This window comes from Microscilla marina ATCC 23134 (assembly GCF_000169175.1).
GTDB lineage: Bacteria > Bacteroidota > Bacteroidia > Cytophagales > Microscillaceae > Microscilla > Microscilla marina.
The window spans coordinates 35,540-58,138 of sequence record NZ_AAWS01000040.1 but is presented as its reverse complement, the minus strand read 5'-3'; the positions used below and the strand labels follow the sequence as shown (position 1 = coordinate 58,138).

The 22,599-nt window shown below is 40.5% G+C and carries 21 protein-coding genes; 13 read left to right on the top strand and 8 right to left on the bottom strand.

Annotated features, from left to right (window positions below):
- Window positions 1-90: 90 nt before the first annotated feature.
- The gene (locus M23134_RS27360; RefSeq protein ID WP_002701787.1) at window positions 91-720 is read right to left on the bottom strand and encodes a TetR/AcrR family transcriptional regulator; all 630 of its coding nucleotides are present in this window, start codon (window positions 718-720) and stop codon (window positions 91-93) included.
- A 249-nt stretch (window positions 721-969) separates the two neighbouring features.
- On the opposite strand from M23134_RS27360, the gene M23134_RS39015 reads away from it, so the two are divergent.
- Both M23134_RS39015 and M23134_RS27350 read left to right on the top strand, forming a co-directional pair.
- A complete protein-coding gene (locus M23134_RS39015; protein WP_002701785.1) occupies window positions 970-1,560 on the top strand; it encodes an RDD family protein in 591 nt (196 codons plus the stop codon).
- Window positions 1,561-1,702: 142 nt separating this feature from the next.
- Window positions 1,703-2,251, top strand: coding sequence for a hypothetical protein (locus M23134_RS27350; RefSeq protein WP_002701784.1), 549 nt, complete (start codon window positions 1,703-1,705; stop codon window positions 2,249-2,251).
- A 293-nt stretch (window positions 2,252-2,544) separates the two neighbouring features.
- On the opposite strand, the gene M23134_RS27345 is transcribed toward M23134_RS27350, so the two are convergent.
- Window positions 2,545-4,707, bottom strand: coding sequence for a leucine-rich repeat domain-containing protein (locus M23134_RS27345; protein ID WP_002701783.1), 2,163 nt, complete (start codon window positions 4,705-4,707; stop codon window positions 2,545-2,547).
- 239 nt (window positions 4,708-4,946) lie between these two features.
- Here M23134_RS27345 and M23134_RS27340 point away from each other — a divergent pair, with 239 nt between their 5' ends.
- On the top strand, window positions 4,947-5,498 hold the full coding sequence (locus M23134_RS27340; RefSeq protein WP_002701781.1) for a YceI family protein: 552 nt from the start codon (window positions 4,947-4,949) through the stop codon (window positions 5,496-5,498).
- Window positions 5,499-5,619: 121 nt separating this feature from the next.
- Entirely contained in the window at window positions 5,620-6,090 is a 471-nt protein-coding gene (locus M23134_RS27335; RefSeq protein ID WP_002701779.1) for a MarR family winged helix-turn-helix transcriptional regulator, read from the top strand.
- A 70-nt stretch (window positions 6,091-6,160) separates the two neighbouring features.
- On the opposite strand, the gene M23134_RS27330 is transcribed toward M23134_RS27335, so the two are convergent.
- Window positions 6,161-6,763, bottom strand: coding sequence for a hypothetical protein (locus M23134_RS27330; protein WP_045114437.1), 603 nt, complete (start codon window positions 6,761-6,763; stop codon window positions 6,161-6,163).
- 118 nt (window positions 6,764-6,881) lie between these two features.
- Here M23134_RS27330 and M23134_RS27325 point away from each other — a divergent pair, with 118 nt between their 5' ends.
- The 4 genes from M23134_RS27325 to M23134_RS27310 all read left to right on the top strand — a co-directional run bounded on the left by M23134_RS27325 (window position 6,882) and on the right by M23134_RS27310 (window position 10,228).
- Window positions 6,882-7,499 (top strand): hypothetical protein, encoded by a 618-nt coding sequence (locus M23134_RS27325; protein WP_002701774.1) that lies wholly within the window; start codon window positions 6,882-6,884, stop codon window positions 7,497-7,499.
- Window positions 7,500-7,508: 9 nt separating this feature from the next.
- The gene (locus M23134_RS27320) at window positions 7,509-8,057 is read left to right on the top strand and encodes a hypothetical protein (RefSeq protein ID WP_002701772.1); all 549 of its coding nucleotides are present in this window, start codon (window positions 7,509-7,511) and stop codon (window positions 8,055-8,057) included.
- A 387-nt stretch (window positions 8,058-8,444) separates the two neighbouring features.
- On the top strand, window positions 8,445-9,017 hold the full coding sequence (locus tag M23134_RS39010; RefSeq protein WP_053337398.1) for an SPOR domain-containing protein: 573 nt from the start codon (window positions 8,445-8,447) through the stop codon (window positions 9,015-9,017).
- A gap of 323 nt (window positions 9,018-9,340) precedes the next feature.
- Window positions 9,341-10,228 carry a discoidin domain-containing protein gene (locus tag M23134_RS27310; protein WP_002701767.1) on the top strand — a complete coding sequence of 296 codons (888 nt, stop codon included), beginning with the start codon at window positions 9,341-9,343 and terminating at the stop codon, window positions 10,226-10,228.
- A gap of 36 nt (window positions 10,229-10,264) precedes the next feature.
- Here the strand turns inward: M23134_RS27310 and M23134_RS27305 are convergent, their stop codons facing one another.
- Window positions 10,265-10,717 carry a regulatory protein RecX gene (locus tag M23134_RS27305; RefSeq protein ID WP_002701765.1) on the bottom strand — a complete coding sequence of 151 codons (453 nt, stop codon included), beginning with the start codon at window positions 10,715-10,717 and terminating at the stop codon, window positions 10,265-10,267.
- An 81-nt stretch (window positions 10,718-10,798) separates the two neighbouring features.
- On the opposite strand from M23134_RS27305, the gene M23134_RS27300 reads away from it, so the two are divergent.
- Window positions 10,799-11,677 (top strand): formylglycine-generating enzyme family protein, encoded by an 879-nt coding sequence (locus M23134_RS27300; protein ID WP_002701763.1) that lies wholly within the window; start codon window positions 10,799-10,801, stop codon window positions 11,675-11,677.
- A 164-nt stretch (window positions 11,678-11,841) separates the two neighbouring features.
- Here the strand turns inward: M23134_RS27300 and M23134_RS27295 are convergent, their stop codons facing one another.
- Entirely contained in the window at window positions 11,842-12,366 is a 525-nt protein-coding gene (locus tag M23134_RS27295; RefSeq protein WP_002701761.1) for a hypothetical protein, read from the bottom strand.
- 663 nt (window positions 12,367-13,029) lie between these two features.
- Here M23134_RS27295 and M23134_RS27285 point away from each other — a divergent pair.
- Both M23134_RS27285 and M23134_RS27275 read left to right on the top strand, forming a co-directional pair.
- Window positions 13,030-13,443 (top strand): hypothetical protein, encoded by a 414-nt coding sequence (locus M23134_RS27285; RefSeq protein ID WP_002701758.1) that lies wholly within the window; start codon window positions 13,030-13,032, stop codon window positions 13,441-13,443.
- 665 nt (window positions 13,444-14,108) lie between these two features.
- Window positions 14,109-14,522, top strand: coding sequence for a hypothetical protein (locus M23134_RS27275; protein ID WP_002701757.1), 414 nt, complete (start codon window positions 14,109-14,111; stop codon window positions 14,520-14,522).
- Between the two features lie 206 nt (window positions 14,523-14,728).
- Here M23134_RS27275 and M23134_RS27270 read toward each other — a convergent pair whose 3' ends face one another.
- Entirely contained in the window at window positions 14,729-15,382 is a 654-nt protein-coding gene (locus M23134_RS27270; RefSeq protein ID WP_002701754.1) for a MarR family winged helix-turn-helix transcriptional regulator, read from the bottom strand.
- Between the two features lie 121 nt (window positions 15,383-15,503).
- Between M23134_RS27270 and M23134_RS27265 the strand changes: the two genes are divergently transcribed.
- Window positions 15,504-17,897, top strand: a complete 2,394-nt coding sequence (locus M23134_RS27265) for a TonB-dependent receptor (RefSeq protein ID WP_002701751.1) — start codon at window positions 15,504-15,506, stop codon at window positions 17,895-17,897.
- Window positions 17,898-18,144: 247 nt separating this feature from the next.
- Here M23134_RS27265 and M23134_RS27260 read toward each other — a convergent pair whose 3' ends face one another.
- Together M23134_RS27260 and M23134_RS27255 are read right to left on the bottom strand one after the other, a co-directional pair.
- Complete coding sequence (locus tag M23134_RS27260) at window positions 18,145-18,762, bottom strand: LysE family translocator (protein ID WP_002701749.1); 618 nt, start codon at window positions 18,760-18,762, stop codon at window positions 18,145-18,147.
- A 250-nt stretch (window positions 18,763-19,012) separates the two neighbouring features.
- A complete protein-coding gene (locus M23134_RS27255) occupies window positions 19,013-19,981 on the bottom strand; it encodes a Ppx/GppA phosphatase family protein (RefSeq protein ID WP_157558671.1) in 969 nt (322 codons plus the stop codon).
- A gap of 523 nt (window positions 19,982-20,504) precedes the next feature.
- Between M23134_RS27255 and M23134_RS27250 the strand changes: the two genes are divergently transcribed.
- Window positions 20,505-22,556, top strand: a complete 2,052-nt coding sequence (locus M23134_RS27250) for a BatA domain-containing protein (RefSeq protein WP_002701746.1) — start codon at window positions 20,505-20,507, stop codon at window positions 22,554-22,556.
- Window positions 22,557-22,599 lie beyond the last annotated feature (43 nt).

Here is a 22,599-nt window from a genome sequence, read left to right as displayed (position 1 = left end):
CTATTTATTTGACTGATTTGTCGTAACTAGAACATCCAAAATTAGTGAAAAGTTTAATAAAAAGAGCAATTATTGTATGTTATTGAAAAGTTAAATGGCTTCTGCTTTTCGGGCAGCCTGTAGCTTGGCTTTATGATATTCTCTCAGTTTTTGTAAGCCATGCATTGTACAAAGCCCCTTGAGGTAAGGCAATAACATACTGTTGTACAAAGGCTCGTAGTTTTGTTTATACTTGCCCTGAAGGTCTTTATGCTCTATCATGGCTCTTATCAACAACACTATAGTATCTACTGCCAACTCTACGTCAAGGTTTTTATGAAAAAGTCCTTGCTTAATTCCCCTCATCATCAAGCCTTTGGTATACTTAAAGTCAAAGTAACTCTCGGTTTCCCATATCTCAGGATAATAAAAGGCAATGTCATTGAAATATGCCGGATCTATCTGGACTACCTCACCCAAAAAGGCATCATGAATGCTGATAATAGCATCCAGTACATTTTCATCCTTTTCGTCAATAATGCGTTGCGCCATTTCACTCATTTGGTACTTGTGCAACCTAATACAGGTAAGCACCAGCCCGGTTTTGCCGTCAAACATTTTATAAAGTGTTTTGCTGGATACGTTCAAAGCTTGTGTTACCTCGCTCATGGTCACGTTTTTGATCCCTTTTTGCAAAAATAAGTGTAATGTTTTCTCGATGTATAATTGCTTTTTATCCATAATTAAAATACCCGTTAGGGTTTAAAAGGTGTGAATACACAAAATTAGGAAAATATATTGAAAGGAATATTTTATTTAGACAGGTTGTTTTTTTATCCTCCCACGGCGCCTTACTCCTCCCCTACTGGTGGCAATAAAAAAAGCTTATTTTTTACCCAAAATATCCGTTCATAACCATCAATAGAGTATTAAATAGTAAGTATCTAATTATTTGGAGAAATGCTATACATTTAACTCAAAAACACCCCTATGAACATTAATACCGAATATTGTTTGAAATATTGCAGTATTTGTCATCATCAAAAGATTGACTTTCAGCAAGGAATAGTATGTGGGTTGACTGACAAAAAACCCAATTTTCATGAAACTTGTGATCATTTTGTAAAAGCCGAGCATAAAACAGAAAAAGATGGACAAAAATACCTCAAAAATGTAGTAAAAAGTCAAATGGTAGGCGCAAGTACACGGTTTGTACACAGTTTTATAGATCCTATTGTTGTAGGAATGCTCATCACTGGCATCCTCCAATTTATACCTAATAGCATTGCCAATGCACTTTTTAATCAATTAAATATCATTGATCTATATTTACTTATTTACGGGGCAATATTAGGTTATTATATTTTGATGGAAGGATTTTTGGGTAAAACTGTAGCAAAAGCACTCTCAAAAACAAAAGTAGTGGATATGGAAGGTAACCACCCAGGGTGGTCAAAAATCATCATACGTTCTTTATGTCGCCTCATCCCTTTTAATGCCTTATCATTCCTTGGCAGTGACGCTTCGGGTTGGCACAATAAAATATCAGGTACCAGAGTTGTTCACGATTACGAAAACTAGTAAAACCACACCAGATGTATAAAAACAACCCTTATCTATATTACACCGGATAAGGGTTGTTTTTTGGATATATTCAGGGGAAGGATGCTACTTTTTCGCTACCTTTGGCTACACAATGATCATTTAATTACCAATACGTCTTATGCTAGAAACCGAAGAACGCGCTTTGCTGGAGTTTTGCCTGGGTACTAAAATTACCCAACTGGAATTTTGCAATTTTAGGGCACCACAACAAGCCCCTCAGATAGAAGAGTACCATTCTTTTCTTGCCTTTAACTTTGGCTGCAAAATCACGGTAAATGATGAGTTGTCAGTGATTGTAAGCCATTGGGAAGATGATTTGGGTGACCCTTACCGGGCAAAAGTGTGGAACTACGACGATTTTAATAAAGAGGCGCTGTATGAAAAGAAAGTAAACTTTATTGAACCCTGGAGTCAATTGATAGGCGAAACAATCAAAAGTTACGAAATACTCAACTACGCCTCGTCTTACAACCGACATGGGCAACACGACGCGCATGATGTTACCTGGGGAGTATTATTTACCCTTGATCACCATCAATTATTAGCGGCAGCTCTTAGCAGTAGTGACCCCTTGCAGCAAGGTGCTCAACCCACACTATTGGTAAGTCAAAACGCTGATTTTATAGCAGCTCAACAAAAACGTTTTAAAAACTTTGTGAGTAGTTAGTAGGCAAGCTTTAAGCGACAAGTGCGCCCTGTTCTACAATTAGCTACTACAGCCTCAGTCGATGCAGATCGGTGCTACTCCCTATTCCATAGGTAACTAATAAATTCATAGTACACTTACCTTCAATGAGTTATGAATTAATTAGAAGGTAAAAGCGATAAGTGCACCCTGTTTAATTGCGGTAAGCCATACATTAGGTTCGCAAGCAACTAACAAGTCGAGCTCAGGGCAATCTTATTTTCAGCCAATCATAAGTCAACAATTTTTTAGCATCGCCTGCCAACTATGCCATACTAAAACAACACCTGTACTTGCGGCAATAGCTCCACAATCCGGGCTTTTTCAGTTTTATTAAACATATTGTTGGTAAGCTCTAGCCGCTCAAGTTTCTTGAGCTCTATAAACCAATCTGGCAGCATTCTTAAGCCATTGCCCCCCAAATGCATGACCTTTATATTTTTAAAATTACGCAGTTCTTCAGGTATTTTTTTTATGTAAAAACCCGTCAACTCCAGCGTTTGATCTTGTGTTCGTGCTTCTATAGCCAGTTTTGCTACCTCGCCTCCTTGCTTAAAACACAGCTCAAAAGCCACCCGTTGCAATCGGTTAAAATAATAGTAACGATTGGGCTCATTCTTAAAGAATTTAAGGGCTGATATCGCCAGCCTTTTTTGATCAATGAGCGGCTCTTCGTGCAAAGCCCGCAAAATATTGACCATTGCTTTGCGCGAATGTTTTCGAATAACCGCCCTAAACTCTTCGCTGGTATAACGCTCCAGTACTTTTTTTGCCGCCTGACTGGGTGGGTAGCTTTTCTTAAGCGACAATATCACAATGTCATACACCAAGTCGTTGGGTATGCCCCCCTCCATCATCATTGTAAGCCCTAAAATCACATTTTGTGGGTCGCTATTTTGCAATAAATCTTCCAGACTGTCTGAAGAGCTTTGCCCTTCGGTGGCTTGCATTAAGTAAGGTACTTCGTTTTTTTGCAAAAAAACCCTCAGCTGTTGAGGCAATACCCATACCGGGTCGAGCGCCAGTGCCTTGTCTAGTTTTTCGCCTGGTTCGGTACCCAACACCACGTGGGTAGTAATATCTTGCAGCGTACGCGAAGTTTGTACGCCTTGTTTTTTAAGTTGTTGGTATGTTTTATTGATGGGTAAACCCTTGTTTTTGCCAATAATCGTCACAACTGTCTGAGGATGCCTCAGGCTATCTGTTTTGTCGGTAAAGTGATGCTCCAACGCCACCAAGGCATTTTCTCTGACTACACTTTGGGGGGTATTGAGGGCAGGCAATAAGCTGTGAGGTGGCACCTGTGCCAGGTAGTCTTTGTCATTGACCAAAAGTGCCAAACTTATTTTTTTAAAAGTTTCGGTCGATTTATTTTCTTTAAGTAGTTTGAGTAATTTATTGATTGGTTTGCCGCTTTTGGCTTCGGTAGATTTTGCCAGTAGCGTTTTGGTTGTTTCTATAGAGTGCAATTCGGGCAGGTTTACAATATCAAGCGGTAGTTTGTCAATCCGGTTGTTTGACACATTGAGGTATTGCAACTGGCGAAGCTTGAATACTTCTTCAGGGAAAGAATCCAACCCACAACTTTTAAGATTGAGGTGAACAATGGGGGCGTGCACAAACTTACGAAGCTCTTTGGACACATCCATTTGCTTGTTTTGTTCCAAAATCAAGGCTTTGAGCAGGGGCAAATCACCAGCCACAAAAGGCAACGAATCGAACCGACCATTGCACAGGTTGAGCCATTCGAGTTGGGTTAGGCTTCTGATAGCGTTGGGCAGGTCTTGAATATAGTTATTGTATAGTTCCAGCTTTTGAAGCGATTTCAGGTTACCAATGTCATTGGGTAGGAACAGGGGTTTGCCATTGTAATAGTAATTGGTAAGTAGTAGCGTATGCAGTTTGCTTAACCCACATATTGCCTCCATCGACTTTGCCGACAGGTTGTTGTAATACAAACAAAGGGATTCCAGGTTTTGTAAACTATTGGGTAGCCCGGCAAGCATCTGAATGTCGGCATATATATGTAATGACTTTAGCCGGGGCAAGGTAAATATCGAATCAGGAAAGTGTTGATAAGGATTGTTAAACAGGTTTGCTACTATTTTGAGAGACTCTAGTTGGGGCAGTTTTTCAAACTCATTGGGAAAATAGTCCATCCCATAACCTTCAAAATGCAAGTGTTTGATATTGGGAAGGTCAAATATAAACTGAGGAAACTTGTTGTAACGCCCATAGAAAACTACTTTTTCCAGCTGGGTAAATTGTTTAAAGGCCAGAGGCACTTTATAGTTATAGCCGTTGACCTCCAGTATTTTTAGGTGCTCACAGGCAAGCACTTGTTCTGATATTTCGTTGCCATATTTACAATTTATTTCAAGATGGGTGACATCCAGTGGGTTTGCGAGCGCTTTTTCAATATCAGTATATTTTGCCATGAGTGTATTGTATTGTTGCTTTAGATGACTAAATGTAATTAAATGAAAGCTAAAATTTCAGGCTTACTCTCAATCATTTACTCCTGAAATGTTAAATAAGTGTAAATATTTATATGTTTTTACATTAAATGTTTTTGTATTAAATGTTTTCACCTACATTTGTATCATACTTTTAATCAACAAGAAATCAAAAACAACCGGGCAACCGGAATTTATAAACACTCAAACACTTAATAACAATGGCTAACACAGGAAACTGGGCAATAGACCCAATGCACTCAGAAATTCAATTTAAAGTAAAACACCTTGTCATCTCAACTGTTACAGGAAGTTTTCAGAAGTTTGACGGAAAAATTGTAGTAAATAACGAAGATTTTTCAGATAGCCAAGTCAGCTTTTCGGCAGATATAGACAGCATCGTTACCAATAATAAGCAACGTGATGAGCACTTGAAATCAGACGATTTTTTTAGTGCTGAAAAATTTCCAAAACTCACATTTGAAAGTACTTCATTTACTAAAATAGACGACGAAAATTATCGCCTCACTGGCAACCTTACCATTCGTGATGTAACCAAAGAGGTACACCTGGACGTGGAGTATGGCGGAGTGGCCGAAGATTTTTATGGCAATGTTAAATCAGGTTTTACCCTGTTAGGTAAACTTAGCCGCAAAGAATTTGGCCTACAATGGAACGGCATAACCGAAGCTGGCAAAGTAGTAGTAGGCGATACCATCAAACTAATAGCCAGTGTGCAGTTTGCCAAAGTAAAGCAAGAAGTGGAAGCTTAACGGTAATGTAAAAAATATAAAGACCATAGGGTTGATGTATGCCTAAAAATATGTTAACTTTATGGTCTTTTACAAGAGTTGTAGCAACTTTTACCGTAGTCACACTTAAATTTGGTTTTACATGAAACTAGAAAAAGAAATTCATCAGGCAAAGTTTAAAGATCCATTTCAAAAATTGGTAGTTAACCTTATTTATTCGGGCAACTGGGTAAACTTTAACACCAACAAACTACTGAAAGAGCACAAACTCACCCCACAGCAATTCAACGTATTGCGTATTCTCAGAGGACAACACCCCAAACCTGTACCCATATTTACTATTACTGAACGTATGCTCGACAAAATGTCGAACGCATCGCGTTTGGTAGAAAAACTCAGACAAAAAGGCTTGGTAGCAAGAAGCGAATGTGGCAATGATCGCCGCCGGGTAGATGTGGTGATTACCGGGGAAGGCATCCAAAAACTTGAAGAAATGAACAAGTTGGTGACTACCTTCAACCAAAACTTAAGTGCCAATCTAAGCGAAAAAGAAGCCATTACGCTCAACGATTTGCTGGACAAAATGCGGGGAGACGACGAAGAAGAGGGGTAGCAAAGCAGTATGACTACCCTTCGTGCCGTACCATTCAGTGAGTGTACCAAAGGTGTTGCCTGACGCCAAGCTACCTGAATTTTTGCACAAATACTTTCATCCCCTTTTGGCGATACCAGGGAACCATCTCTGTTTTTACAGAAGCAAGGCTATAAGGAGCATATAAACCCATAAATACTTTGTATGCCCCTCCTTTGTACTGTATATATAAGATGGTGTCCTTGTCGTATTTTAGGTATTGCTGGACATTTACCTGGTTCAAACTTTTAAAAGCACCCATTTGTAGCCCATATTTTACATCTTTACCAGTGCTATGCCCCAGCTGAAAACCTCCATCACTCCATATTCGGGCGTCTTTATAACCTCTTTTTTTTACTTCTGCCAATATACGGTCAGCCGTAGATTTGCCCACATACCTACCTAACAATATGCGGTGTTTTGTGGGTAGTTCGGGAGTCTCTTGCGAAATAATGTAAGTAAAAAACTCCCCCAGGTCTTGAAGGTTTTTATAATTTTTCCAATAACTTTTTACCGGTTTTTGGTTACTCACCAACGCTACCTCTATCTGATAAATATAGTCATATTCACTCTCTTGAATGCTTTGTGCCTTAAGTAAGGCTGTATTTGCCAGGCATAATAAGCATATAATAGTCGTAATTGTTTTGGTTTTCATAAAATAATAGGTGTTAGTTTGAGTCAACACTAACGAATTTTGTCCATCACCGGCTGATTGTTGTTACCTTTGTTTACTCCAAGGGCATAAGACGCTAAGATTAATCAAATTGAAGGTTATGAAAAAACTCATTGTATGCACATTTTTATTGGGATTATGGGCTTGTTTGTCAGACACTGAAAAATACGCCTTGTTTGACCGAAATAAATTTGCCGACCATATCCTGACAGTACCTATAGACAAAGTACCAACCCTCGATAAATTTAATCAAACATATTGGGCAAAAAACTCATTAAAAGTGCATACTGTAATACTTATTCCTTACGATTTCGCTAACCAACGTTTTGGCAACGCAGCAACCCCCACCGTGATCCCCTTAAGTGCCCTGTCGTGGTCAGCCTCTTTGCACCGAACCAGCCTGGAGCTCTACCCCGATGCCCAAGGTAAAGTGTACAATCAACACAAGGAACTACTGAGCAATACAGCCATAAAAAAAATGTTTCAAGCCCATTTGCTCAATCGTGGCAAAAACCCAAAACTGGCAGAGTCGCCCCAAAAAGCCTGGGTAGACATATTTATGCTCCCTCAACAGCCTTTGCATAGCATAGCACCTTTGCTGGGTGTGTTGGCAGAAGCATACACCGAAACATTGGCCAGCACGCCCAACCTGGCTCCTGGCATGATCAAACACTTGCTTTATCTCAGAAAACGGATACAAATAAAAAAGAATAATTAATTATCGGAAATGAGTCATTACATCAATTTTTTCTGGAACCTGGCCCCACTCCTTCCAGTGATTGTCTTGCTTAGCTTGGGAACCTGGTTACTCAAAAACCACCCCTTATTTAGCAGGTTCAATAGGGTGCCAATAATCTATGGAGCCATCATTGGTTTCACCATACTAAACACTATTTATCACTTGGATGGCATAGAACAAGATGATTGTTTTATCACGCATAACCCAAACAGACCTTGGGAAGAAATATTCTTTGGGCTCACTGCGATTGCTTTGTTAAGTCTGGGCTATTTTGCCAAATGGCGTCGCTTACAAATCAGTGCACTCATGCTAGAATTACTATTGTACACTGGCAAGGTATATTATTTCAATAGTGATTATATAGGCGGTTTTGGAATTTCAGCAACTGCCATCAGTTACGATTTTATCACCTTATTTTTACGCTTAACCCTTATTCAACAGCTCAACCAGGTAAAAATCAAAACGCTTTGGGTGCTGATCACTACTTTGGTGATTATTTATTTTAACTTGATGTTTTTGGTGTATCAAGCTTATTAATTAAGCACCCCCAACCTCATGTAGTACACCAACCGTACTACAACCTACCTTGTGTTGGCATACTCCACAAGGTTAATCCATCGCCAATAGTACTACTACCAATGCAAATGCTCTCTTTTTATTTTTTTCCCGGAAAAAGTCGGATAAAACGAATATACAGGTATGTTTATTGTTCTGCTATTTATTGAAAATATACAAATAACCACTTAGTACTAGACACATAGGTAAAATTACTGTTTTTGTTATACAATCAGGGTAAATGTTCTATATTAAAACCTAAATCCATCACATTCGTTAAAAAAAATAGTTTTATATAAAACAATATTCCAATAACTAAGCAGCAACTTATGAGTTAATTGATTACTAAATTCACTAAATATCACAACAATGAAGTACCAATATCGCAGCCTTTTATTATTGATGGTTATGGGGTACTTGGCAAGTTGTACACCCAAATATATCCCTCGTAGTAAAAAAGACTTAAAGGACAATTTGTCCCGAAGTATGGTTAAATTTGACTATCACAAGGAAACCTTTGAGGGAACAAGCAAACCGCTTCAATTACTTGCCTTTAACGACACCACTCAACTGGTAAGCCATGACATTACCAGTGAGCTAGAAAAATTGATTGATTATGGTCCGGAGCAAAAGTATACGTTTTACCGCAAGCAAAAATTCAGCGGTTACCGTATTCAAATCTACCGGGGACGCAGCAGATCGGAGGCTTACCGGGTACGTCGACGTTCTTATCAGCTTTTTCCGCATTTAAAGCCTTACATGGAGTATAAGGAGCCTTCTTACCGAATAAAAGTAGGAGACTTTGTACATGCTCCTGAATATACAGAGGTATTGGATGAGTTGAAAAAAGAATTTCCTTTGGCAACTATAGTACCTGCCATTGTAAGAGTAACCATTGAATATAACGTAAAATATCGTAGTAGCCCTATAAGATGGGACTAAAGGATACAAGCAAGCAACTCGATTGCGAGGGGTTCAAATAAGGCGGGAGTGCCATTATTTGAACCCTTTTCTTATTTTTACTGCTCAAAAAATAGCTAATTTCTTGACTCTTGGCGTTAAAAACGGGAACTTCGTTTTATTAGGGAGTTTGCAATAAATAGTCTCCCAAGTTTTGGTGAATGGTTTTGATCAAAGACTAGGCGCATTTTAAGGACATAGCAGCGCTACGACCGAAAAATGCAACGAAGTATTTGGACAAAAAAATCGCTAGAAATGGGTAGCTTATTTTTTGTATGCTCCCTTAAACCTATACCACATTTTTTATGACGCTGCGTGTTTTAATTGTTTTATGCCTGTTCATTTCTCCTCATTTATTTTCTCAAAAACTCCCCCTTATCAACGCCTTGGCATTGCGTAATGGTGCCCATGTAGTCACTACCAATCAGTCTTTGGGACAGGCAAACTCCCCCAGGGTGCCCGCAGGTACTCCTGAAGCCCTCATTGATGAAGACCTCAAAAATGGTTGGACATCGCCCTTGGGTGCCCCTCGCCTGAAGAGTTTTGTGTTTGAACTATCAGATGCTTTTTTGCTTAAGCAAATAGGTTTTAACAATGAACAAGCTACTCCACAGCAACGCAATCGCAGTGTAAAAAAGATCCGCATTGAGTTTTCAAATGAAGCCCATAACCGAGGGTTTCATATAGAATATACCCTTATTCTGGAAGCCAACTCTCCCATACGACTCATGGGCATTCAAAACGTAAAGGCGCGCTGGATACGTATAACCATACTCTCAAACTATGGACACCCTCGCTTTACCCGTTTCAATGAGATACAAGCCTGGGGTGTACACGCCAACACTTCCCCGGCTGTAGACCTCACTGGCACCTGGCAAACCCCTAAAGGCCCTATGTCGCTTTTGCAAAAAGGTCGTAAAGTGACTGGGTGTTATCCCCAAAACAAAGGAAGTGTAGTCAATGGAATGATCAAAGGCAGGCAATTGAGTTTTGACTGGAGCGAGGCTGGCACCCAAAAATTTGGTAAAGCAACATTGGTGATCAATCAAACGCAAAACCGCTTATATGGTATTTGGAGCGAAGGGCAACTTGCCAACCCTTATGGGCATTGGGTTTTTATAAAAAAATCGGATACTGCTACCAATTGCTCTGATAGACAACGTGAAGGGCAGGCGCAGATAAAAAAAGAATAGTTGGATGGCTTGCAAAGTAGCAATGGTATTCATTGGCTAAAGTACTTCCTTTATTTTGCTCCATACCAGCACTGGTTCGAAACCACGGGCAATGGCATAGCGCGCTAATTTTTGCTTACGAACGTAATCGTTGGCTCCGGTCACCCCAGGGTATTTTTTTGTCAATATACCTTCCAGGGTTTGCTGGTAGTCTTCTTCTTCTATCTCCTTCATACCACTACGAATGCAATAATCAGATATTTGCTTTAGTTTAAGCGCTTGTTTTATTTTCACCCTGCCCCATTTCTTTACTCGAAACTTGCTACCAGCAAATATTTTGGCGAAACGTTCTTCATTGATAAAGTTTTCTTCTATCAAGTCACAAATCAGGTTTTCCACATCATCTTGGCTAAGCCCAAAACTATACAGTTTATCCCTTACCTCTTGCTGGGCGCGTTCTTGGTAAGCACAAAAATTACATATCTTCGTAAAAGCTTCTTTTCTAGTCAACGTTAACCTATTGTATTTTGAATAAATGAGTCATACCTCCCCTCAAGGGATTTTTTGTTACCAACTTATAATAAAGTGTTGATGATGAATGTATTAAATAAGCAAAAAAAGCACATTTTAGCAAGTGCTACCTACATGTTTGTGCTGCTTATAAGCACATTGAGCCAAGCGACTGCCCAGTCAAACCCACCCCAAACATTGCCTGTGCCCCCCAATACTGTTTGGCTTCAGGATAGCTTGTTTATAGACAAAACCGAGATGGCCAATATTCATTGGGCAGAATATTTACAGTTTATACGCAAAGAAGTTGCTCAAAAACGGTTAACACCAGCTTTTTATCAAACCCAAACTCCTGATACCAACATCACTGTTATCAATGGGGTAAACCGCCTTCACCACCCCGCCTATCGTTGGCAACCAGTAGTAGGTATCGGTTATGAGCAAGCCCTGCGTTTTTGCGAGTGGAGGTCTATAGTGGCCTCTCAGGTATACAATCGGGCAAACCCTGCCCCCCAAGGTTTGTATTGGCAGTTTACCTACCGTTTGCCTACAATCAAAGAGTGGGAAAAAGCTGCTGCTGGAGAGTTAGATGTTTCATTGTATCCTTATGGGCTTACCCGCTTGTTTGCTATAACTACTAAAAAACCCGTAATGATGCACCCTCCTGCGCCGTTGATCAATTACCGTGACCATAAAACCAAGTTGTTTGCGCTTAAAAAAGTAGAAAGTTATGCACCCAATGGTTTGGGTATCTATCAGATGATTGGCAACGTAGCAGAAATGACCGCTACCAAAGGTATTGCCAAAGGGGGTAGTTGGCGACACCGCAAAGCTGCTTGCAAAATAAGAAAATCGCAACGCTACTTTGTCCCTGACAATTGGGTAGGGTTTAGGTGTGTGTGTGAGGTAAAACTGGTAGACAAAGCCAAACACAGCACGCGTGAAACAGAAGTGAAGTGAGTGGTGTTGTGGTAGGCAAAATCACGCATTATATATAACAATCTGACCTTTAGGTCAAAAATATGTTTGAGTGAAAGTAGCAAAAAAGCCCTTTTCAGAAAACGAAAAGGGCTTTTTTATATGCAAAAATAGTATGGTTACTTAATGATCTTTCATAAATAAGATCACTTACTCGTAATCTTCTCAAAGCTGTCGACAATGGTATATATTTTTTTCATCTTGGCAGAAATTCCCTTGTTACCTTTCCAGTGAAACTTGGCGAGTAGTCGGGTACTGCCTCGGTCGTCTTTGAGGGCTACAATGACAAAGTATTGGGTTTCTTTGCCTTTAAACTGGGTAAATACAAGGTATTGGGCAAAACCACGTTTAATGCCTCGATCTTGCTCATTGAGTACAATGTTTTTGCCTAAGTCTTTCATAGCAACCAAGGCTTGTTTGGTAATTAGCTGAGTACTTGCTCCCCCGTTTTTCCAGGGCACTACTTCTAGTTGAAGACCTTCACTGTTGGCAAGCATTTTTTCATCGGTGATTTTACTCACTTTCCAATCAGGGTTAAACCTTACCAAAAGTTTATGTTTTTTCCAGGGATAATCATAGTTGGTTACTTGTCCGGTGTTAGTTTGTGCGGTTAGTAAAAAGGGGAAGCTCAACATTACTACAAGCGCCCCTATAGATTTTGTTTGTAACATTTAGTATAAAAATAAATTGATGTACCTTATTTACGTTGAGAGTTACAAAAGTATTTGATTTTGAGCATATTTATTACTTTTAGGGTATTTTTCAACAGCAAGCTTGTGTAGGCACTAGATGCCAACCCTTGGTCATTATTATACCAATACAACAAATATAGAAGCGATTTTAGACAAATTGTTGGCCAGCAAATGACCCCTGATGTATCATTCAAATTATTTTTTTTTAGGCGTGTTGTCATTTTTTTGCTCTAGGGGCATTGTTACAAGTGAATAGACAATATATATTTCCTTCAGCACAGTATCTATTTTCTAACAACTAGCAATGCACAACACCTTCAACATCAATATTAAGCTAATGCATTTTTCAAACAGCATGGAAAAGTTTCTTTTCTATGCTTTTTTTATGTTTACCCACCCCAACAATTTCAACTATACCTTTGTTACCCCAACAATTTTACTCAATAAACAAAAGAATTTGATCTAACAACTCTACTCACTCATTATCAGCTGCTAACTACTTATCGAAAAAAAGAACCTATTTATTCAAAAAAGCCTATAAGTATATAAGGCTAGTACTCTAGCTTCTAAGTAGGTAAGGGGTTGCTTGATTTTTAGCCCCTTCAAAATTCACCAGTTTTTCAGTTGTTCAACATTACTATTATGGAAATACTCATCAAAGACAAGTTTAACGATATTCTCTTTGACCAGAAATTATCGTTACACTACAACACCAACAAGTCTGACACGTTTGATATGAGCGAAAGCGAATTCAGGGAAATGTTACTTAAGTGGAGAGCTTCGGTCTTTGAAACTAAACCTCGCCTGGTTTTGGTCGATAACCGAGAGTTTCAATACCCTATTTCTCCCGAAATACAACTCTGGATGGTAGAACACATAAGTACTCCAGTATTGGAAATGCCTGGCGTAGACAAATTTTGCTTTGTAATGCCTGAGGAGTTTATTTCTCATCTCTCGATCACCCAATTTACCGAAGAAGCCAATAATGTCATAGAAAAAAATCACATCAGGTATTTTGGTAGTCTGACAGAGGCAATGGCTTGGCTTAAAGAGTAAGCTAAGGAACATGTTCGCCCCGTAAACGGGATTTCGGGCATAGCCCTCAACAATAACCCCGATAAGAAATCGGGACTTTGAAGCTGTCCGGTTTAGAATAAATTAGCTTCGCAGAGCTTGAACTTCGTTCTGCGGTTCTCATTACTGCCTTTTGTTATTTTTATTGTCCGTGGTACCGTCCCACGGTCTGGCTCAACATCCCCCGGATGTTGCCTTGCCCGCAAAAACCGATGGCTAAAGCTTCGCTTTGCCGAGCTCTGCCAAAGGCTAAATGCCGCAGTCAGCTTTGAGTCTTTAACCAAAATCTGGACACCTATTTTGAACACGTTCCTAAGTATCGTCATGCCCTTCACTACCTGACTTAGTCGAGTGCAAGGGCACATCCCAACAGCATGCATAGAAAAGTTTCTTTTCTATGCTTTTTTTATGTTTACCCACCCTATCAATTTCAAAATATACCTTTGTTGCCTCAAGTGAAGATTTGCTAGTTTATTCGTTGATCTAACAACTTTGCTCACTCATTACCAGCTGCTAACTACTTATCGAAAAAAAGAAACTATTAATTCAAAAATAGCCTATAAGTATATAGGACTCTAGTAAGGGATTGCTTGAATCTTAGTTTCCCCTCAAAATTCACCATTTTTCAATTGTTCAACATCATTATTATGGAAACACTACTTAAAGACAAATTTAACGATATTCTCTTTGACCAGAAATTGTCATTACACTACAACACCAACAAGTCGGAAACACTCCACATGAGCGAAAGCGAATTCAAGACATTGTTACTCAAATGGAGGGCTTCTATCTTTGAAACCAAACCTCGCCTGGTTTTGGTCGATAACCGGGAGCTTCAATACCCTATCTCTCCCGAATTGCAACTTTGGATGGTAGAAAATATAACTACACCAATACTCGAAATGCCCAGCGTAGATAAATTTTGCGTTATAGTGCCTCAGGAGTTTATTTCTCACCTCTCAATGAACCAACTCACCGAAGAAGTCAATCAGGTCATAAAACAAAATCCCGTCAGGCACTTTGATAATCTGACAGAGGCTATGGCTTGGCTCAAAGAGTAGCTTGCGGCATTACTGATGGCTCAAACACTCAGCAGGGCTTTAATGATCCGCCTGCCTGGTTCGGGAAACCTGGGGCAGGTATAAAACATTACAATTTTAACATGCGCCACTGATTTACAAATATTCGCCAGGTAAACATTTACTCGAATGGACGATGAGCTGAATCTTGAAAATCCCACAAGGCAGCTGCGGATTACTGTCTCAATTCACTCAAAATACTTATCCAAAATATCTTTTAAAGGCGATTTTTTATCCTCCGCGTGTATTTCATCGTGAAACGCCTTCAGCTTGTACCCTATCTGTAATACCCTCATTTTTTCCTGATCGCTTAAGTTACCCCCTACAATTTGGGCAGCCTGACTCATATCAGCCTGGGCAGTTTGTAGTGCCTGCATTCCAGCGGAGGTTACCTTAAGTTTCTTAGATCGTTTGTCGTCTGGATTTTCATAATCTTCTATAAACCCATGTTTTTGCAAACGTTTCAGTATTTCAGCCCCTGACGTAATCTCAAGTAAATGCTCTTGTATTACCTCCGATTTGGTCATGCCTGGTTTTATCATCACTGTTGCCAAAAAAACATAGTCGTCCAATGTAGTGAGTGGCGAGTCTTTCAAGGCTTTTTTACTATAATGTTTGGCATACCTATACAAATAACCCACCACCGAAGACAGCTGCACATCTAAACTGGGAGCAGGGTATGTGCGCGAGTTTTCATCTTTGGCAAGTTCCTCATTGCCTTGCACCTGATCGTTGAGCCAGGCAGTAAAATTCATAATATCTAATTCCTGATCTGATACTTCTTCTTCAAACCTTGCGGTAAGACGCACCAAATCGCTGATCAATTTATACCTTTTATGCATTGCGTAAATTTTTTATACTATTTCTAAACAATACTTAGTCGACATTGTTTTAGTTACGAAAACATTATAAATATAGTAAATTTAATACGTAAAAGAAATATATTTTTAATAATTTATAGCAATGATAAAATTTACAAAGCACTTCATTTTTGTAGCAATTATGCTGATAAGTTCGCTTGCCTGGGCCCAAAGTGGTAAGATAAGCGGACGGGTATTCGACAAGAAAAACAACGAAAGTATTCCTTTTGCTACAGTGGTTATTCAGGGTACGTCTAACGGAGTAACTACCGATATAGACGGCAAGTATGCCCTTACCGGGCTCAAGGGAGGTTTGTATAACCTGGAAGTGTCTTACATTGGTTTTAAGAAAAAGGTGGTGTTCGAAGTAGAGGTTACTCCAGCCCGCCCAGCTATAGCAAACATAGGGTTAGAAGAAGAAACCACCAAGTTGGAAACAGTGACCGTAACGGCAAGCTCTAGTTTTCTGAAAACCACCGAAAGCCCCGTGTCATTGCGTACCATTGGTACCAACGAAATTAAAAGAAACCCTGGTGGCAACCGTGACATTTCTAAGGTGATCAGGACTTTGCCTGGGGTGGCAGCAGTACCCGCTTTTCGCAACGATGTGATTGTAAGAGGGGGCGCTCCCAACGAAAACCGTTTCTTTTTGGATGGCATAGAAGTTCCCAATATCAACCACTTTGCTACCCAGGGTTCATCGGGTGGTCCGGTGGGGCTTATCAATGTGGACTTTATCAGAGAGGTAGAGTTTTATTCGGGTGCCTTTCCGGCAAACCGGGGCAATGCCTTAAGTTCTGTACTGGAGTTTAAACAAAAAGATGGGCGCACCGACCGCTGGACAGCCAACGGAATTGTAAGTGCTACCGACGTGGGCATTACGCTTGAAGGACCAGTGACCAAAAACTCAAGTGTGATTCTTTCGGCGCGTCGCTCCTACCTACAGTTTTTATTTGCTGCCTTAGAGCTGCCCTTTTTACCTACTTACAACGACTTCCAGCTCAAGTACAAGCACAAATTTGGCAAGAAAAGCCAGCTGAGTATTATTGGCCTGGGGGCAATTGACCAGTTTAGGCTCAACCTGGATGCCAACGACACCGAAGAACAGCGCTATACCTTAAACAACCTACCCGTAACCGAGCAATGGAACTATACTATAGGTGCCAAGTATGACTGGTTTCGTGAAAACGGCAGCTATTCGTTGATTGTGAGCCGAAATGCGTTGAACAATAACTTGTACAAACACCCGGGCAACGACGAAAGCCTGCCCCGTATTTTAGATTACAAATCGCGGGAGATTGAAAACAAGTTTAGGCTGGAAGATTACATAGAAGCCGGGGGCTGGAAACTAAACCTGTCGTTGCAATATGAGTTGGCACAATACACCAACAGTACCGACAACCAAGTAGTGATTCCTAATAGTGCTCCCATTACCAAAAGCGTACAATCGGAACTAGACATTAATAAATGGGGCGCTTCGGTACAGGTGAGTCGTTCGTTTTTTGAAGATAAGCTCGCACTATCTTTAGGTTTGCGTGCCGATGCCAACGATTACTCAGAAGAGATGAGTAACCTTGCCAACCAATTGTCGCCGCGTTTTTCGGCATCGTATAGCTTTACCCCTACTTTTTCGTGGAACTTCAACACGGGTATTTATTATCAACTGCCTGCTTATACTATTTTGGGCTACAAAGAAGGCGATACCTTTGTCAATAAGGCCAACGATATTAAATACATTAAAAACTCGCAGTTGGTGACTGGTTTTGAGTACAACCTTCCGGCAAGCAACACCCGAATAACTGTAGAAGGTTTTTATAAATTTTATGAAAACTACCCCTTTCTTATCAGAGAGCAAATCTCACTTGCAAACCTGGGAGCCGATTTTGGTGTCATAGGCAACGACCCTGTAAACTCATCGTCGGTAGGGCGCGCTTATGGTCTGGAGCTACTCGTACAACGCAAGTTTAGCAAGGGCATTTATGGTATTTTGGCTTACACGCTGGTACGTAGTGAGTTCAAAGACCGTAACGATGAGTTTGTGGCGTCTGCCTGGGACAACCGACATATACTTAGCTTGACTGGTGGTTATAAGTTTGGCAACAACTGGGAGTTTGGTACCCGTATCTTGTTTTCGGGAGGGGCACCCTTTACACCATTTGACCTAAACGCTACGCTTACCCCTGCCAACTGGGACATTGCCGGGCAGGGCATTCCTGACTATACCCGATTGAACACCGAACGAAACAGTGCTTTTTATCAGGTAGATGTTCGTTTAGATAAAAAATGGTTTTTTAAGAAGTGGAGCTTGAATGTGTTCTTTGATATTCAGAATGTAACCAATGCGCAGGTACAGTTTCAAGACAATATAGATGTGGTACGCGACGATCAAGGCAACCCGGTAAGAGATCCCAACAACCCCAACCTGTATCAGGGGAAGTTTTTAGACAATATTGCAGGCAATGTGTTGCCTAGCATAGGTATCATTGTAGAACTATGATGTTATAGATTAGATGTATTACCTACTCACCAAAGGATAAGCACTTTGGCAAAAAGCGAAGCTCGTTGGGCTTCGCTTTTTTTGTTGGCAACTATCTTACAAACAAAGTTGGGGTTTGATCCTGCGCTTTTTATTGCTTAAAAATAGCCAGGTCTAAGAACCAACCTACACACATTCATAAAAGTGTTGTAACCACGAACTATACTGACCTTTTTTGTAAAAAACATCGCACGTTTAGTCTACATTATTAACTAAACATTTTAGCCACTTGAATAAGCGCCAGCAAAATAAAAATACTGCCAATGATGCGGTTCATCCAGTGGCTCAGCGACGAAATGCGTTGTACGATCCACAAACTGAGTTTGCCATAGAGTAACAAAGCAACCAACTTGCCCAAAGATACTCCCAGCAAAAACAAGAGGATAAAGTCCCACACGGCAAAACTTAACCAATGTGATGATTTGAGGGCTGCTATGACGGCTACCCAAAAGGGCAATGCCTGCGGATTGAGCAACCCTACAATGGCTCCCCTGGCAAAAGGCGATATTTTTCGACCGCTTTCTACACTGGCGTCTTCTTTTTCTTTGCGCGTAAAAAAAACTGCCCCAATAGCAAACAATACTACAAATACTGTGAGCTGGATCCATACATTGTGTTCAAGATAACGGGTAATAAGCATACCAAAGCTATAGGCAAACAACGATTGGGCAATTTCGACCAGGGCAGCCGCTACCGAAAACCGCAGACCTACCCTTAAGCCGCCTTTGAGGGTGGTATCTACCATAGAGAGGTTGATGGGTCCAAAGGGCAACGTACCCAGAAAACTGGCCGCAAACCCTAGAATAAAGTGTAAAATATAAGTCATTTTTAATAATTTAGCGCGAAGCGAAGCTTTTTAATTACGAATTGTTTAATTACGAATGAGAGAATTACGAATTACAAGTGAGCGCAAGCGTAGCTAAGACTACGGGTTACCAACTCCTAACTAATTCGCAAATATGATAGCTCATCGTAACTCAAGAAAAAGCTAAAAGCTCCATACGAACAGCCAAAAAAAGGCTAAAAGCTAATGGCTAAAGCTACAAAAAGCTAAAAGCCCCCACAAACACGTAACACTAATCCATCATCTCGCCCAACATTTTGCTCAACAAACCTTCTTTGAGCGAGTAAGACGACATTCTGATATGCTCAAGGTCGTAACGATCCATAATAAAGCGAATCAGACACACCGCCACTACAATCATATCGGCGCGCATTTCTACCATTCCCTTTACCTTTAGGCGTTCGCTGCGGCCTTTCCAAACCAACGCCTGGTATACCTCATGAAAGTCGTCTAAATCCATTTCCGACTCGGTTTTTGACAAGCGCGTACTTTGCCCTTTGGGGTATCGGGCGTCGTTTATTTCGGTGAGGGTGTCAAAAGTACCAGAGCAACCAATCAGCATCTTGGGCGAATAATTGAACACCACCTCGCTCATTCCCCAGAGCTTTTCTTCTAAAAATATATTCATTCGCTGAATGTCCAACTCGGTAATAGGGTCGGTACGCATAAACTGGTCGAGCAGGCGTTGTCCGCCAATTTCAAAACTTTGTTTCCAAAAAATACGTTTCTGATTGGCAATGATAAACTCTACGCTTCCCCCGCCAATGTCCATAATCAACGATGTAGTGTCGCCAATGTCCAGGGCTGTTTTTGCCCCAAAATAAATGTATTCGGCCTCTTTGCTTCCATCTATAATATCTACTTTAAAGCCAGTGCGTTCTTCTATAGTATCGGCAAGTGCCTGCCCGTTTTTGGCACTACGAAAAGCACTGGTAGCCACTACCCATATTTTGCTTTCGGGTACTTTGTATTGCTGCAGTATATCATTGATCTTGTCTATGGCTGCCAGGGCGCGGGTTTGGGCTTCGTTGGTAATCATGCCTTCAGAAATCCCCCCTTCTCCAATCTTTACGGGTACCTTATCTGAATATAGTTTCTGAAAGCCCTGCTTGGTGGTTTCGGCAATTAAAAGGTGGAATGTGTTGGTTCCTAAATCTATGACGGCTACCCGTTGTTGTAGCATAAATTGTAAAGGTTTCAAAAGTTCGAATTTGATTAAATCTAAGTTAGCCTCAAGGTGCAAGCTACAAGCCACAAGCCCATCGTAGCTCAATAAAAAGCCAAAACTATCAACAGTTAAACAAAAGCTAATAGCTCCCTACAAACAGTTAAACAAAAGCTAACGGCTAAAAGTCCATCGTAGCTCAAGAAAAAACTAACAGCTAAAGGCTAAAAACTAAAAACATTGGCGGTAAAAATAACGGAATTTATAAAAAAAAAGCACATTATTTCAAAGCTTTGTTACCTGATTGTTAAAATACCTGCTTGTGCTTACGCAAATACGTGATTTGGCTATATTAGCGTAAATGTTTTTTTTGAAAACTTGTTATTCTAACAACAATATCCTTTCTTGTAAGATGCTGTAACTGAGTAAACAAATCATTTGAATCATTGTTTTATCAGTAATACCAGAAGTGATGCCAACCCTCCATGCTACTTGCTATAGGCAGGTGGTTTTGAGTTTAAAAATAACCATAGAAAATACAAAAACTTATTATAACTGAATGAACTTTGTATATCCCCTGTTCCTGTGGGCGTTAGTGGCACTAGCTATTCCAATCGCCATTCATTTATTCAATTTTAGAAAAGTAAAACGGGTATATTTTACCAATGTAGTACTACTCAAAGATGTAAAAACCGAAACTAATTCATTTCGACGGGTCAAACAATTTCTCATTTTATTATCCCGTTTGGGTATGGTGGCAGCTTTGGTGTTGGCATTTGCCCAACCATTTATCCCCAGCAAAAACCAAAAAGATATTCAAAACCTGAGTGGGTTGGTGGGTATGTACCTCGACAACTCTTACAGTATGCAAAGCGAGTTGGGCAACGATAAGTATTTTGACCTTGCCTCGGTATACATAGCCGATCTGGTAAAGGTTTTCCCTAAAGATGCCCGCTTTCAGCTAATCACCAACAACTTTGAAAATAAAGAGCAGTTTCCTATTCCTGCCAACGAAATAGCCGATCGGCTGACCGAAACGAAGTTTTCTAATGCTTACCGCAGCCTTCCCTCATTGTATAAGCGCCAAAGTAGCTTGCTGGACAGGTACTCAAACAATAAAAAGAATCAGGTGTTTTGGTTTTCCGACTTTCAGAAAAGTACTGCCGGAGATTTAAACAAGGTACAACTAGACACTTCCAACCAATACTATATAGTACCTATCAAGTCAGAAAAAACATCTAACATTATGATAGATTCGGTGTGGCTGGAAAACCCCTTTATCAAAGAGCTGGAAAGCAACCGGGTAAATGTACGCTTAAAAAGTTTTAGTCAAGACAACTACCCCAACCTGGTGCTCAAGCTTTTTCTTGACGGCAAGCAAGTGTCTACCACCAGCGCCGAACTACCCGCCAACGCTACTGCAGTCACCAGTTTTAATTTTACGGTAAACGGTAAAGGTTGGAAGGCAGGTAAAATCACCTTTGAAGACTTTCCGGTAACGTTTGACAATGAATACTTCTTTACGCTCAATGCCTCTACCTCTATCAATATTTTGCATTTGCACGAAAAGAACCCTACCAGGTACATTCAAAACCTGTACAGCAACGAAAAGGTATTTAAGCTCAATAGTCAAAATGTAAATACCCTGGACTACAACCGCATCAAAGCATCGGATTTGATCATACTCAACGAGCTCAACAACATTGAAGGGGCCTTGGTGACTGCTTTACGCGAATTTGTTCAAAAAGGAGGAAGCCTGGTGGTATTTCCAGCCGCCAAGCCGGGGAATTCTTACGGTGGTTTTCTGGGAGGTTTAAGGGTGAGCGGTTTCAAAACTCAAACTCCCAACAAAGACTCTCTTAAAAGAACCAGCAATAACACACTGGCAGTACCCAATACAAGCAATCCGTTTTTTAAGGGGATGTTTAACAACATTCCCCGCAACATGAACATGCCCTTTGCCAGTGCTGTAATAAGCTGGAACAACCTTGGCAACAATGTATTTACCTACAAAAACCGTCGTCCGTTTATGTCGCAGTTTGGGGTAGGGCGTGGCAAAGTATATTTGTGTGCAGCACCGCTCAATGGCGACTATAGCAGTCTTGCCAAACACGCTATCTTTGTACCAGTCATGTATAAAATAGCTTCAGCAAGCAAAACTACGGGTGAACGCCTTGCCTATACTTTTCAGGAAAAAACGCTGCGACTGAAGGTAAGTAACCCCGCCAAAAATCAAGTGTACAAACTGGTAAAGGACAAGCTGGAGATTGTACCAGCTCAACGTATTATTGGCGATGAACTATTGCTCGAAATGCCCGCCCAGGCACTGGAAGCAGGCTATTATAAACTCATGCTGAATGGCAAGCAGCAAGGGCTGATTGCCTTTAATTATGGCAAGGCAGAGTCTGACCTGAACTACTACAGCATGGAGGAGCTTAAGAATACTTTTGCCAAAGCGAAAAATGTGCAGGTATACGATTTCTCTAAACAAGGCAAAGATTTTATTACGGAGTTTAAAGCCAAAAATATTCAGGTAAACCTGTGGAAGTATTTTATCGTTGCTGCCCTGGCATTTTTGCTTATCGAAACTTTGTTGATTAGGTTTTTGTAGAGTAAGCGGTGTGTTTTAGCTTTTTTTCTTGAGCTGTTTGTAG

Coding starts and splice junctions, on each gene's coding strand:
- M23134_RS27360 (WP_002701787.1), bottom strand. CDS start 720: ATGGATAAAAAGCAATTATACATCGAGAAAACATTACACTTATTTTTG.
- M23134_RS39015 (WP_002701785.1), top strand. CDS start 970: ATGAACATTAATACCGAATATTGTTTGAAATATTGCAGTATTTGTCAT.
- M23134_RS27350 (WP_002701784.1), top strand. CDS start 1,703: ATGCTAGAAACCGAAGAACGCGCTTTGCTGGAGTTTTGCCTGGGTACT.
- M23134_RS27345 (WP_002701783.1), bottom strand. CDS start 4,707: ATGGCAAAATATACTGATATTGAAAAAGCGCTCGCAAACCCACTGGAT.
- M23134_RS27340 (WP_002701781.1), top strand. CDS start 4,947: ATGGCTAACACAGGAAACTGGGCAATAGACCCAATGCACTCAGAAATT.
- M23134_RS27335 (WP_002701779.1), top strand. CDS start 5,620: ATGAAACTAGAAAAAGAAATTCATCAGGCAAAGTTTAAAGATCCATTT.
- M23134_RS27330 (WP_045114437.1), bottom strand. CDS start 6,763: ATGAAAACCAAAACAATTACGACTATTATATGCTTATTATGCCTGGCA.
- M23134_RS27325 (WP_002701774.1), top strand. CDS start 6,882: ATGAAAAAACTCATTGTATGCACATTTTTATTGGGATTATGGGCTTGT.
- M23134_RS27320 (WP_002701772.1), top strand. CDS start 7,509: ATGAGTCATTACATCAATTTTTTCTGGAACCTGGCCCCACTCCTTCCA.
- M23134_RS39010 (WP_053337398.1), top strand. CDS start 8,445: ATGAAGTACCAATATCGCAGCCTTTTATTATTGATGGTTATGGGGTAC.
- M23134_RS27310 (WP_002701767.1), top strand. CDS start 9,341: ATGACGCTGCGTGTTTTAATTGTTTTATGCCTGTTCATTTCTCCTCAT.
- M23134_RS27300 (WP_002701763.1), top strand. CDS start 10,799: ATGATGAATGTATTAAATAAGCAAAAAAAGCACATTTTAGCAAGTGCT.
- M23134_RS27295 (WP_002701761.1), bottom strand. CDS start 12,366: ATGTTACAAACAAAATCTATAGGGGCGCTTGTAGTAATGTTGAGCTTC.
- M23134_RS27285 (WP_002701758.1), top strand. CDS start 13,030: ATGGAAATACTCATCAAAGACAAGTTTAACGATATTCTCTTTGACCAG.
- M23134_RS27275 (WP_002701757.1), top strand. CDS start 14,109: ATGGAAACACTACTTAAAGACAAATTTAACGATATTCTCTTTGACCAG.
- M23134_RS27270 (WP_002701754.1), bottom strand. CDS start 15,382: ATGCATAAAAGGTATAAATTGATCAGCGATTTGGTGCGTCTTACCGCA.
- M23134_RS27265 (WP_002701751.1), top strand. CDS start 15,504: ATGATAAAATTTACAAAGCACTTCATTTTTGTAGCAATTATGCTGATA.
- M23134_RS27260 (WP_002701749.1), bottom strand. CDS start 18,762: ATGACTTATATTTTACACTTTATTCTAGGGTTTGCGGCCAGTTTTCTG.
- M23134_RS27250 (WP_002701746.1), top strand. CDS start 20,505: ATGAACTTTGTATATCCCCTGTTCCTGTGGGCGTTAGTGGCACTAGCT.